The sequence below is a fragment of the Pseudoalteromonas sp. KS88 genome, assembly GCF_004766475.1.
Classification (GTDB): domain Bacteria; phylum Pseudomonadota; class Gammaproteobacteria; order Enterobacterales; family Alteromonadaceae; genus Pseudoalteromonas.
Window position 1 is genome coordinate 1 of sequence record NZ_PYHV01000012.1, and the last position, 13,095, is coordinate 13,095.

Here is a 13,095-nt window from a genome sequence, read left to right on the forward strand (position 1 = left end):
CCGCTAAAAAGCGGCATTTTTATCTAACAATATATATTAGAATTTGAAGTTTGCACCTAGTACAAATCGACGACCATTTTGGTATATTGACAATACACGGTCTTTACTAGTGTTGTACTCAACAACTTTTTCATCAGTTAAGTTAATACCTTCAAATACAACTGAAATATTTTCAGTAATATTTACGTTGGCACTAAAATCAAGCTGACCGTAGTCATCATTCCAAAGCTCTGCACCAGATGAATGTAAACCTTTATACCAAGAAGTACGGTAGTTATACATTGCACGAACTGAGAACAAGTCTTCTTCATAGAATGCTGATGCATTAAACATATTCTCTGAAGCACCCATCACCAAACCTGAGCCAGGTTTCATTACGTCACGCTCAGCATCATTGTTTGCATCAGTGTAAGTGTAGTTAGCAGATAAACCAAAACCATCACCTAAGTCATACTGTAATGATGCTTCAAGACCAGTAGTTGTTCCACCAGGACCATTATCAGGGCGCGTAACCGTAGCTGATACCCAAGTTTCAGTTTCTTGGTCATAGAAATCTTGGCTATATGTACCAGATGTTTCATAGCTTTCTATATCTTTATAGAACAATGTAACTGCAAACAAAGATGCATCATCAAAGTAGAATTCCCAAGCAGCATCGAACTGATTTGCTAACTGCGGGTCTAAGTTAGGGTTACCTGCTTGAGCTGTAGGGTTGTCTTCACCTAAGTCACCAGGTGCTGTAATTGGTGAGATGTCAAAGAAGTTTGGACGAGCCATTGTACGTGCAGCAGATAAACGAACAATTTGATCTTCCGCTAGGTCATATGACAAGTTAAAGTTTGGTAAAATCTCAGTGTAAGTGCGTGATTCAGTTTTCCACTCTAATGTGCTTGGTACTAAATCTGGGTTTAAGCCTGGGTTATCAACTGTTAGTAGGCCCCAAGAATCTGGAGAATACAAGTAACCAGAAGAGTCTTGATCGGTTTGTGCAACACGTACACCTAAGTTACCGCGATAGTCATCACCTGAAAAGTCACCTTGAATGTAGTAAGATGTTTTCTTTTCAACAACTTCAAATATTTCAGCTAAGTTTTTATGAGCTGCGTAAGATGCGTTAGGACCTAAACCTAGCTCAAGCATTTTCGCACTGTTGTGAGTTAACTGCTGAGTAATATCGCCATTAACAACATCAGCACCAACGCTATCTGTGCCTACTGATAGGTCACACTGTGCTAATGTAGGGCAATCGGCCGCTAGAATCTGGTTCATGTAGTTAGCACTTTCACCGTCATTTGCATAACCCCAATGCCAGCTGTATGCTTCTCTATCTTGAGTACGCTTTTGGTCGCGATATTTAACACCTACTTTAATCGCTGTAAATGCACCCATTTCAACTGGGATATCAAAATCAACTTGTGCGTAAGACTCTTCATCAGTCGTTGGTTTATTACCACCCCAAATCCAACCACCGTTGAATTTAGATGGGTCAGTACCGTCAATACCTGCATTTACAGTTGGAGTACTTCCAGTTAAATCAAAGTTATAGTTGCCTTGGCCGCCATATTCCCATGAAGTTTCGTTAAGCGTGCCACCTTCTGCTTCAGTACTACCTAGTTCAACATTCATAGTGAATGAATCAGTAGCAAAATCAATATCTAAATGGATAGAGTTTGTATCAGTACTTGAAATACGGTTAATGTGGTTCCAGCGTACATCTGTACCGGCTGAACCTTTAACAGCATTTGCACCTTCATAGCTAAGTGTAGAGCTACTTGCCGGATTCATAAGAAGGAAGTTAGAGTTTGTATTATTAACATCCATATTTGAGTCTAGAATGTTAAGTGTTGCGCTAAAATCATCAGATGGTGCAAACTGGATTGCACTGAAGAATGTTGTTCTCTCACGGTCTTGGCGGAAAACCGGCACACCCATTGTACGCGGTGTATATGTACCGTCACTGTGTGCATCCCAACCTAGTACTTCAAAACCTTCACGGCGAACAGTACGCTCTGACTTAGAGCCTGAAACCAAGATACCAAATTTTTCGTCTTCATTTTTCCATGAAAACAGACCTTCGATTAATGGATCATGTTTTTCTGATGCTTCTGAATATTGGCTTTGTAGCGTGATGTTGGTCGTACCAGAATCCAAATCTAGAGGCTTACGAGTGTGAAGAATAACGGTACCACCGATTGAGCCTTCATCTAAACGCGCTTCTGGTGATTTATAAACTTCAAGGTTACTTACCAATGATGAAGGTAACATTGTGAAGTTAAAGCTACGTGACGGATTATCAAGAATAAACCAATCCGCTGTACCTACATTTTGACCATTTAGCAAAGTACGGTTTTTAGTAGGATCTGAACCACGAACCGTGATTTTTTCACCTTCACCAAATTCACGGCTAACACCTACACCAGTGATACGTGATAGTGACTCAGCAACGTTTTTATCTGGAAACTTACCGATGTCTTCGGCAGTGATTGAGTCAACAACTGCATTTGCGAAACGCTTGTTGTTAATATCCGCTTTAGCTGATGCGCGAATACCACGAACTTCAATTACTTCAACATCTTCTTGAACTTTATTTTCTTCAGCCGCGAATGCAGCACCAGTGAATCCGGCACTCATTACAAGACCGATATTTACTGCTAATAAGCTTTTTTTAAAATTTTTAGCTAACACAGGATTCCCCTTGAATCATTTTGTTGGTTTTATTTATCACTTCTGCCCAGTGATGATGACAGCGTTGTCATCTAGTAACAAACCATACACCCTAAATTACATTTGTGCTACATTTTTTAGCTAATTTCTGTACGAAAAAAGCTCAAAAAAAAGCAAGCTATTGATTTAAGGTGAAATTAAAAATGTAAATGAATAGTTTGTTACATTTTAACGGCGCAAATATACCATGATTTAATATCAAATGAGAAAAAAGAAATACCTAATAAAGGTAAAAACGGCGGTTCAATCGCAATACTATGTAAACTTATCGCTCCACTTAAGCTTTTTAATGAGCAAAATCTCTGTAAAATCAACATTAGCTGTTTATAAAGATAATGATTTGTTATTGGGCAAATCAAACAAACCAAGGGGAAGTAAATAGTTATCAATATCAATGACAGCGTTGTCATTTTGAATTATAAAGGCCTCATCATCACATGTCTATCTTTATTTAATGTTCATAACAACTCTTCAATTAAAAGGCTAACGTCTAAACAAAAGCTATATGTCCATCTACCCCATAATACAGAACTCAGAATTTTAAAAGGGTTTACTATCAAGACGTTACTTTGCAACAGTGGCAATCCCTTTTAAAAAGTAACAATGATGAGAGTAAGTAACCTGAAACCTGGATAATAAATCTATCTCCAGCGGCTACTTTCAACGCTAACTACGTTGAATTTACTTGCAGTAGACCAGCTATTGACGCAAAGATTCGCCTTGTTATCGCTAAAAGTTGCCGGCTGGAGACTTATAAATGTATTTTTGATTTAATAACAATATATTAGTACATCTCTTAAGCAGAGTTCAGGTTAAGTAACAGCTAAACGCCCAACAACGCTCAGATCTTGAGATGATATGGGTATATGCAAATCTGACAGCATCAATATTCAACATGCTAGTGAGGAGAGGTTCTAAAAAGTAAAGACATTGCCTGACGTTTTAAAGAAAGCGGTTTTTATATTTAATATGAAAATTAGTCGATGTATTAACTAAAGATAAAATTAAATAAACAAGTGTAGAAATGAAAATGCAGACTAAATGTCTGCATTTCTAATACTTGAGACTATGGTGTTAAGGAGCCCAGTAAACTTCTATATTTATCGTTGGGTGATTAAGAACTGCTCGAAGTGGCATATCGTCAACGTCTCCGCCTGCTTTTGCAGCTTTGTAAACAGCTAACTTTTCTTCACCGCTGATAAGTAACTTAACAACTTTAGACTGCGCAATAGCAGACAAGGTTAAAGTCATTCGTTCAGTAATAGTTCCTGTTACATCACTTTCAATCGCATTAATTGCACAAACCAATTGCGAAGTTGTTAAGCCCTGCTCAAGGCCTTGTGCGTGTGGAAACAATGACGCAGTATGACCATCTGGCCCCATGCCTAAAATTGTCACATCAAAAGCTTGCTTTAATTGCTGATAAGCCTTTTCGCACTCTTTACTGCCCTGCTCTGCCGTTTCTGCTGCGTTTTTCATAGTGATAAAGTTTGCAGCCGCACCATGGTTTTGTAACAACGTGCCTTTGATAAACGCTTCGTTACTTTTCTCGTGCTCAACATCTACCCAGCGCTCATCAACCATAGCCACATCGATGTTGTCCCAGTCAAGTTCAAGGTTTGATAGATGCTTATATGCAGGTGCTGGCGATGAACCACCAGATACCATTAATACAGCACGTCCGTCATTCTTGATACCCGAAACCAAGCTTTGCTCAAGACTAGCTGATAGTTCAGCAGTAAGCGCTTCTTTAGAATCAAAAAACTTCTCAGTAATATGTGCCATGCTTATCCCTTTTCGCCAGTGTTAAACCATACATGATTTTTTTCAGCAAGAAGATCATCCGCATCTTCCGGGCCCCAGCTACCAGCACGATACAATGCAGGTTTACCTTTTTCTTGCCAGCGCTCAATGATTGGATCAATCCATTTCCATGCTTGCCTTACTTCATCACGATGTATAAATAGTGACGGATTATTTGCAGCAGCATCAAGCATCAAACGCTTGTATGCGTCAGAATGAAAGCCATTACTATAAGCCTCTGATAACTCAATATTCATAGTGACGGGTTCTAATTGCATTTCAAGATTATCAAGACGTTTTGACATCAAAGTAAGCTGGATAGTTTCTTCCGGTTGCAAACGGATCACAAGGCGATTTGGCTCTATTTTACCTACATTATCACCGTAAACATTGTGCGATACTTTTTTGTACTCAACAACAATCTCAGCACAGCGTTTGGCCATGCGCTTACCGGTACGTAAATAAAATGGAACACCCGCCCAGCGCCAGTTATCAATGTGCGCACGAATAGCGACAAATGTCTCTGTTTTGCTGGCGCCTTCGTTCAACTCTTCTAAGTATCCTGGGACAATTTTACCGTCTAAATCACCTGGTACATATTGACCACGAATAATATTGTCATCAACATCGCCATCGACCAATGGACGTAAAGATTCCAACACTTTTAATTTTTCAGTGCGAATACTATTGGCATTTAACTTATTAGGCGACTCCATTGCAACAAGGCAAAGTAGTTGCAATAGATGGTTTTGTACCATGTCACGTAATGCACCGGCTTTATCGTAAAACCCTGCACGACTCTCCAGACCAACCGTTTCTGATAAACTAATTTGAATGTTATCAATCGATTTAGCATCCCACATATTTTCAAACAATGAGTTTGAAAAACGCAGTGCCATTAAATTTTGAACTGTTTCTTTACCTAAATAATGGTCGATACGGAATATTTGATCTTCTGTAAAGTACTCAGCAATTTTTGCATTGATTTCTTCTGCTGACTGGCCACAGTAACCAATAGGTTTTTCAACCACTACACGAGATGTCGGGGTGATCAGACCTTTGACAGATAATATTTCACAGCAACTACCGTAAACAGCAGGTGGTAATGACAAGTAGAAAACACGTGATTTTTCTGATGAATCTCGATCGAGAATATCTTTTAATGTATCCCAGTCGCTATCCGCTTCGGTTACATTGGTAACAACCGGAACTAAAAAAGCAGAAAATGCTTTCCAATCTTTGCTGTTAAACTCACCTTTACTAAGAAACTGTTTTAACGCTTCATGCGCGGTTTCGATGTATTCTGCACGTTTACTTTCTTCTCGAACGGTCGGCAATATACGCGAACCTTCTGGTAGATTCCCTTCTTGATATGCGCGATACATTGCTGGAAGTAATTTGCGTAAAGCAAGATCACCACCGCCCCCAAAAATAACAATATCAAAAGGATTTAGCATAATTAACTCTCTACGTTAGCATTGCCCAGTTGTCGACTGCTTTTATTGCAGTTCAGGCATACGTTTGTTGTTTAAAGTGATGTCAGCTTTTCGCATCGAGAAAAAGCCTGTTGAATTCGATTTATACGGCTGATTAAATGAGCCTTAGGGGCTCTGCATATCCTCTCACAAATATACAGGCCCTAAGAACTCCAGCGCTACCCGTTCAAAGGTATTTGGTTTGCTATAAGCATTTAATAATGCCAATCGCTAAATTTGTTAAGCGCGGTGCGCTTTGTAGTAGTTCATTAAGCCTTGAGTTGAACTATCGTGGGTATGTTTAACTGTTTCATCAAGTAATTCAGCTTCTATTTTAGACGCTAACCCTTTACCTAACTCAACTCCCCATTGGTCAAAAGAGCATATTTCTAAAATAATACCTTGGCAAAATATTTTATGCTCGTACAGTGCAATTAAACGCCCGACTGCTTTTGCATCAACTACATCCAAAAGAATAGAAGTAGTCGGTCTGTTACCTTTGTGTATTTTATGATTTAACAGTGTTTCAATTTCACTCTCAGATTTACCTTTAGCCGTTAAATCTGCACGTACTTGGTTTTCATCAACACCCATCATCATTGCTTCTGTTTGAGCAAAAAAGTTGGATAGTAATATATCGTGGTGTTGTCCAACACTTACCTGCGGCTTAACTGAGGCTATAAAATCGGCAGGCACAATCACATTACCTTGATGCAAACATTGGTAAAAAGCATGTTGGCCGTTAATGCCCGTCATTCCCCAAATAATAGGAACCGTCGTATAATTAACAGTTTCACCAGCAAAATTGACGTGTTTACCATTACTTTCCATTTCACCTTGCTGTAAATAAGCCGGTAACATGTGCAATGCTTGATCATATGGCAATATAGCTTGCGCATCATAACCAAGAAAACTCGTATTCCACACGCTCAATAGTGCCATCAATAGCGGGATATTTTTATCATTGGGCGCTGATTTAAAATGCTCATCTACTTCAAACGCACCTGCAAGTATATCTTCAAATGCTTCAAACCCTAGGTAAAGCGCTATAGGTAATCCTATCGCACTCCATAATGAAAAACGACCGCCTACCCAATCCCACATTGTGAATACGTTTTCATTTGCAATACCAAAAGCTGCCGTTTTTTCTAAATTGGTGCTCACAGCCACAAAATGTTTGGCGATTGATTTTTCATCATGAGCTGAATTCAAAAACCAATCAACAGCGGTTTTAGCATTCGTCATTGTTTCTGATGTAGTAAATGTTTTAGAAGAAATAACAAACAATGTTGTTTCAGGATCAATTTGTTTTAACACCGATGATATTTGAACACCGTCAGCATTCGATACATAGTGAACATTAAGCGTATCGTCTGCATAACTTTTAAGTGCTTCAGTAGCCATTTGTGGCCCTAGGTTTGAACCACCTACTCCAATACTTACTACAGACTTTACAGGTTTACCTGTATAGCCTAGCCATTCACCTGAACGTACTTTCGCTACAAACTCTTTAATCTTTTCAAGTTCGGCGTTCACAACATTACTAACATTTTCACCATCAACATCTAGGTCGCTGGAATGTCTATTGCGCAAAGCAGTATGCAGTACAGCTCTGTTTTCTGTGAAATTAATTTTTTCACCTGAAAACATTTTATCGCGCCAAGCAGCAACATCACAATCGTCGGCAAGCTTTAGTAATTGGTTTAGTACTTTTTCATCAATAAGTTGCTTAGAGTAATCAAATAATATGCCTGGGGTTTGAGTCGAGAAAAGCTCGAATCGACTGCTATTATTGGCAAATAGATCTTTAAGGTGAACTTCTTTCATCTTATCAGCACTAATGTTCAGTGCTTGCCAACTAGCCAGTTGTGAACGACAACTCATTTTTAAAATCCCCTAATAAACTTGCAACAAACTGATTTATAACTATCTTTATAGAAATATAGTTAAGCGATAGTCTAATAACCTACAAACAAAGTTAACGATAAGTTAAAATGACAACGCTGTCAATGTTCTAATTTTATATTTTACATTCGGGATAATAGCTTAATTTTACTCGTTTGACACCGGTATCATAAAAATTTTATCAATTATTTTACTGCTAATTTTACTTTACATTAGCTACACTAGTCGGCTTGATGAAGATTTTAAAAATTCATCGGTTCGATTTATAACAAATATCGACGCTTGATAAACGTATAAACAACTCGATAATAACAACCTAATAAGTAACTGTATGAAAGTAACCATAAATGATGTAGCTAAGCTTGCTGGCGTTTCAATGAAAACGGTTTCGCGAGTGATAAACAAAGAGCCTTCCGTACGTAAAAAAACCTTTGATGTGGTTATGGAAGCAGTAAACGAACTAAATTATCAACCGAACCTTGCTGCTCGTAATCTAGCTGGAACGTCTTCATTCACTATTGGATTAGTCTATGATAATCCCAATGCTTATTATGTAATCGATATGCAAAACGGTGTGCTCTCGCGTTGCAAAGATGAAGGCTATGAACTCGTTATTCATCCATGCAGTTATTCTGAAGCGAATATGGAGCATGATTTTAAAACAATGATCAAGCGCTCTAGGCTTGCAGGTTTAGTGTTAACCCCTCCTCTATCCGAGCAAAGCAGCATTACTAATTTATTAGATGAATTAAACATCCATTATGTTCGTGTTTTATCTGGTCGCCCAAATGAAGAGGACCAAGATACCTGTATTTATGTTAACGATTTTAAAGCCGCCTATGAGATAACAACCCACCTGCTAAAGCATGGCCACAAAAACATTGGATTTATCTGCGGTGATAAAGAACATAAATCGACAAGTGAACGATTAGAAGGTTATAAAGCCGCGCTGGCAGATCATAATACTCAAACGAACGATGCGTTTATTTATGATGGTAAATATTCATTCGAATCAGGTGTTGAAGGTGCACAAGCGTTACTAGCTGATGACAATAAATTAGCTATCACTGCTATTTTAGGCGGTAACGATGAAATGGCCGCGGGTGCGCTTTTCGCCTCGCGTTTAATGGGAATAAAAATACCCGAACAGCTCTCAATCACTGGTTTCGAAAATTCTCCTTTCTCACGCCAAACATGGCCTAAACTGACAACTGCACATCAAGAAAACGATGTAATCTCTCAACATGCTGCACGTTTGTTATTTACCAAAACAAGAGGGGCTAGAAATCAAGATAAAGATATTATCACTTCATTTACTCCTTCAATTGTCGTAAGAGATAGTTCAGGACCAAAATTGTAAGCAAAGCAAGAAGGCGCTCATGTTAGCGCCTTTTTATTGGGTAACCTCAAAGACGGCTAAAGTAATGCCAACCCACCTTTCAGATTGTAAACACATTCAAAACCAATATGTACTAGGTTATTAGCTGCTTGTTTGGAGCGATTACCACTGCGGCATAATAAAATGTAACGCTGTGTCTTCTCTAACTTCCCAGAAACTAAAGCATATGCCATTCGACTTAGTGGTATATTAATCACCTGGTCTTTCTTCAAATTAAATACTTTATTTAAATCATATGCATCATGTTCGTATGGTTCTCTGGTGTCTATCAAGCATGTATTACTTTCTATCAGCATCGATTTTGCCTCAGTTACATCAACCTGCATTAAGGCAGGTTCGTCAAACGTTGCAGCAAATCCACATAAGCTCGCCGACTGAGTAATTGTGCAAGCGTCATTCTCTTGTTTAGTTTTAACAAATTCAGCATCCGACATTGCACCCGACAATAATTCACTTAGCAATGGGGTTTGTTGAATTTGTGCATGCCAATTAATAGCAAAACACTGTTGGTAATCGTGGCCGGAGCAAATCATCGTGTCATTTTGCACGATTTGATTTAGCTGACGCAACGAGTCGACCATTTCATCTGCATCTCCCCCTGCTAATAAGGTATTTCCAAGCCCCGCAGGCAGAAGTAAATCTCCACAGAAGCAGTATAAAACTCGGCCTGACTTTTTGCTTCTTATTAGATAACTCATACTATCTTTACTATGGCCAGGGGTTTTTATGCGCTCCAGATTAATATGCATCAAATCAAGTATATCTTCGTGTTCAGGCCAGCCTAATTCATCCGTTTTAATATCACTTAAAGCAGTGGAGAAAGCACTATCATAAAGTGGTCTTGCAGAAATACGGTCTTGGTGATCATGAGTATCCAAAATAGCCATTATCTTTAATGATTGCGTGTTAACTATTTTTTCAAGTCGAGGAAGCATTTCAGCAATGGGATCGATAAGAATGGCCTCTTTATTTTCACTTACATAAAGCCAACTACAGGCACCTTGATGCCTATATTGAGTTAACCCTAAAGCACATGTTTCTTGTTGAGGCGACAATGCATCAGATACAACTAAACAGTTGGCTTGTAAAATAGGCTTTAATGCGCGAATTCGCTCACATGCCAAATCAACTTCTAAAGCTGACATAGCAGGGCCAAATGATAAACGTAAAGCATTTTCACTTTGCCAATCTGATGCCCCCATAGCATCAAGTACAAAGCTTCTATTTGCGCCAGAACTACACGCTGAGCCTCCACTTATACGTATACCTGCCGCATCGAATAAATCCATCACCTCTTTGCTACTTAACTCATCCACAGAAAAGTTCAGCGTTGTCGGCACACTGTTGTCAAACCGATGATTAAACGTGATTTTGCCAAATGTATGTGTCAAGGCAGCATATAATTTATCGCGGTACTCGTTCAGTACGCTTATAGGTTTGAACGTCGTATCCGTTTCATCCAGCAACAAACTAAACAGTTTATTTAATCCCGCTATTCCGGGTAAGTTTTCTGTCCCTGAGCGCATACCACTTTCTTGCCCACCTCCTGCAATAAATGGAGTGTATTCACGTCCTTGACGAATATAAAGCATGCCAATCCCTTTTGGTGCATACAGTTTATGACCTGAAAATGGCGCATAATCAATCGTTGTTTGGCTCAAAGCAAGGTGTGTCTTTCCAAGCGCTTGTACGCAGTCAACCATCCAAACTACATCATTATTATTCGCTCGAATAGCCTTTTCAATAGCAGCTAAATCTTGATAAACACCGGTTTCATTATTAACGGCCATAGTACAAATCATTAAGGCGTTTTCGCTATGCTGTGAAATAAAGCCTAAATCAAGGGTTCCGTCATTTAACACTGGGATTGCCAACACATCTGCATGAATACCCAGAACTTTGTTCCAATGTATTAATGTGTTGGGTACTGCTTTGTGCTCGGTTGCACCGTATAGCAATACCGGCTTTTTAATTGAGTGGTCTTTAGCCGCAATTAGTGTTGACACTACAGCTGTTTGGATACCTTCTGTGGCTCCAGATGTAAATAATATATCACCGCATTGCGCCCCGATCACTGTTCGCGCTTGTGCCCGTGTTTGTTCTAATAAGTGTTTTGCCTGAATACCGGTTATGTGTGAAGAAGACGGATTACCAAAACAAGTTTGCATGGTGTGCAAAACAACATCAGCAATACAGGGTAAAACGGGAGTAGTTGCATTTGCATCGAGATAAATTTGTGCGGTTAGATCTGCACAAGGGACATGTTCGGACATTAAAAACGCACCATATTACTAAAAGATATATCTTATAACACATTCTACATAAATTTTATGGTCGGTGTAATAATCAATTCATCTCTATGGTGCGTTATCTATTCTATTTAAGACTAAAGGCTGCTCACCCCTGCGGCTCGGCTAGCTGCTCTTCTTGCTTAGTTGACCACGCATTAATAAGTGCTTTGACCAAAGAAGCTAGCGGAATGGCGAAAAACACCCCCCAAAACCCCCAAAGCCCACCAAAAAACAACACAGCAACAATGATGAAAACGGGGTTTAAATCTACCGCTTCTGAAAACAATAAAGGCACCAAAACATTCCCATCAAGCGCTTGAATAATGCCGTAAACGATCAGTATCGTCCAAAATTGCGTTTCTACACCAAACTGAAACAGTGCAACAGCAGCAACTGGAATAGTCACCAACGCAGCACCAACAAATGGAATTAGCACAGAAAAGCCAACTAATACCCCTAATAATGCAGCGTAACGTAAGTCTAAAATAGTAAAAGCAATAAAGGATACTGAACCCACTATCAAAATCTCAAACACTTTACCGCGAATATAGTTCATGATTTGCTGATTCATTTCATGCCAAACTTGTAAAATTAAACGCCGTTGCTTAGGCACTAACTTCGCAACACTTTGCGTTAGTTCAAGCTTATCTTTTAGCATAAAAAAAACTAATAAAGGCACAAGGATCAAGTAGATCAACCACGCTGCGACATCTTTAAGCGACGTCAAAGATGCAGATAAAGCAATTTGACCAAACTCAATGACTTTACTTTCTACACTCATTACCACCGACTGCACTTGCTCAGCCGTTATCAAACTAGGGTATTGATCCGGTAAATGTAATAAAAAGTACTTCCCCTTTTCAATCATATGAGGTGATTCTTGAAGCAAGTTACTGGCTTGCTGCCAAAGCACTGGGCCCATTCCCACAATTAAAGTAAGCATTAACCCTGTAAAGGCTAACATAACAAAAATAGTTGCCGTGAATCGCCTTAATCCAAGCCGCTCTAAATGTGCAACCGGCCAATCAAGTAGATAAGCAATGACTAAAGCAACCAAAACAGGAACAATCAATGAACCAAAGAAGTAAAATAGCGCCATTAATGCGACTAATAAAAATAACAAAGTAACCGAGTGAGGGTCTGAAAATTTTCTTTCGTACCATGCTTTTACATATTCAAACACGATGTGGCTCCACCATTAACAGCCCGAGCTGTTTTTGTAATTGGTAATGATAATTATGCTTTTGCAAAAAACGTTCAATATCCGATGTTGATTGCTCAAGCGTTAACGTAAACTTAATCGGCTGTTGATTAAAGTTTGCCTGTTTTAAACCCAACTTGAAACGAATAAACTGTTGTGGGCATTTATATACGCGCAAATCTTGTTCTAACATAACTTCTCACTGGACAAAAATAAGCTCAGAATGCGATTATCTCTCACTTACTTCATTGTATTTTAAATCAACTGCAACTTTTTCTTAAAACCCTCTGCACAATG

General features: G+C 39.0%; 8 protein-coding genes. 1 reads left to right on the forward strand and 7 read right to left on the reverse strand.

What is annotated here, in order from left to right; translation table 11 throughout:
- Positions 1–36 precede the first annotated feature (36 nt).
- The 4 genes from C7Y70_RS07455 to pgi all read right to left on the reverse strand — a co-directional run bounded on the left by C7Y70_RS07455 (position 37) and on the right by pgi (position 7,886).
- Positions 37–2,685, reverse strand: coding sequence for a TonB-dependent receptor (locus C7Y70_RS07455; RefSeq protein WP_135474081.1), 2,649 nt, complete (start codon positions 2,683–2,685; stop codon positions 37–39).
- A gap of 1,113 nt (positions 2,686–3,798) precedes the next feature.
- Complete coding sequence (gene pgl, locus C7Y70_RS07460) at positions 3,799–4,509, reverse strand: 6-phosphogluconolactonase (protein WP_135474083.1); 711 nt, start codon at positions 4,507–4,509, stop codon at positions 3,799–3,801.
- A 2-nt stretch (positions 4,510–4,511) separates the two neighbouring features.
- Positions 4,512–5,984: a glucose-6-phosphate dehydrogenase gene (zwf, locus tag C7Y70_RS07465; RefSeq protein WP_135474085.1), complete on the reverse strand. Its 1,473-nt coding sequence runs from the start codon at positions 5,982–5,984 to the stop codon at positions 4,512–4,514.
- Positions 5,985–6,242: 258 nt separating this feature from the next.
- On the reverse strand, positions 6,243–7,886 hold the full coding sequence (gene pgi, locus C7Y70_RS07470) for a glucose-6-phosphate isomerase (RefSeq protein ID WP_135474087.1): 1,644 nt from the start codon (positions 7,884–7,886) through the stop codon (positions 6,243–6,245).
- 352 nt (positions 7,887–8,238) lie between these two features.
- Here pgi and C7Y70_RS07475 point away from each other — a divergent pair, with 352 nt between their 5' ends.
- Positions 8,239–9,267: a LacI family DNA-binding transcriptional regulator gene (locus tag C7Y70_RS07475; protein ID WP_099295889.1), complete on the forward strand. Its 1,029-nt coding sequence runs from the start codon at positions 8,239–8,241 to the stop codon at positions 9,265–9,267.
- A 56-nt stretch (positions 9,268–9,323) separates the two neighbouring features.
- Here the strand turns inward: C7Y70_RS07475 and C7Y70_RS07480 are convergent, their stop codons facing one another.
- The 3 genes from C7Y70_RS07480 to C7Y70_RS07490 all read right to left on the reverse strand — a co-directional run bounded on the left by C7Y70_RS07480 (position 9,324) and on the right by C7Y70_RS07490 (position 12,991).
- Entirely contained in the window at positions 9,324–11,579 is a 2,256-nt protein-coding gene (locus C7Y70_RS07480; protein ID WP_135474089.1) for an aminotransferase class V-fold PLP-dependent enzyme, read from the reverse strand.
- Positions 11,580–11,703: 124 nt separating this feature from the next.
- On the reverse strand, positions 11,704–12,780 hold the full coding sequence (locus tag C7Y70_RS07485; protein WP_099295891.1) for an AI-2E family transporter: 1,077 nt from the start codon (positions 12,778–12,780) through the stop codon (positions 11,704–11,706).
- Complete coding sequence (locus tag C7Y70_RS07490; protein ID WP_135474091.1) at positions 12,773–12,991, reverse strand: hypothetical protein; 219 nt, start codon at positions 12,989–12,991, stop codon at positions 12,773–12,775. Before C7Y70_RS07490 ends, C7Y70_RS07485 begins: the two co-directional genes overlap by 8 nt.
- Positions 12,992–13,095: the final 104 nt, after the last annotated feature.

Excerpts from the sequence above, each read along its gene's own strand:
- pgl (WP_135474083.1), bottom strand. The coding sequence starts at position 4,509 with ATGGCACATATTACTGAGAAGTTTTTTGATTCTAAAGAAGCGCTTACT.
- zwf (WP_135474085.1), bottom strand. The coding sequence starts at position 5,984 with ATGCTAAATCCTTTTGATATTGTTATTTTTGGGGGCGGTGGTGATCTT.
- pgi (WP_135474087.1), bottom strand. The coding sequence starts at position 7,886 with ATGAGTTGTCGTTCACAACTGGCTAGTTGGCAAGCACTGAACATTAGT.
- C7Y70_RS07475 (WP_099295889.1), top strand. The coding sequence starts at position 8,239 with ATGAAAGTAACCATAAATGATGTAGCTAAGCTTGCTGGCGTTTCAATG.
- C7Y70_RS07480 (WP_135474089.1), bottom strand. The coding sequence starts at position 11,579 with ATGTCCGAACATGTCCCTTGTGCAGATCTAACCGCACAAATTTATCTC.
- C7Y70_RS07490 (WP_135474091.1), bottom strand. The coding sequence starts at position 12,991 with ATGTTAGAACAAGATTTGCGCGTATATAAATGCCCACAACAGTTTATT.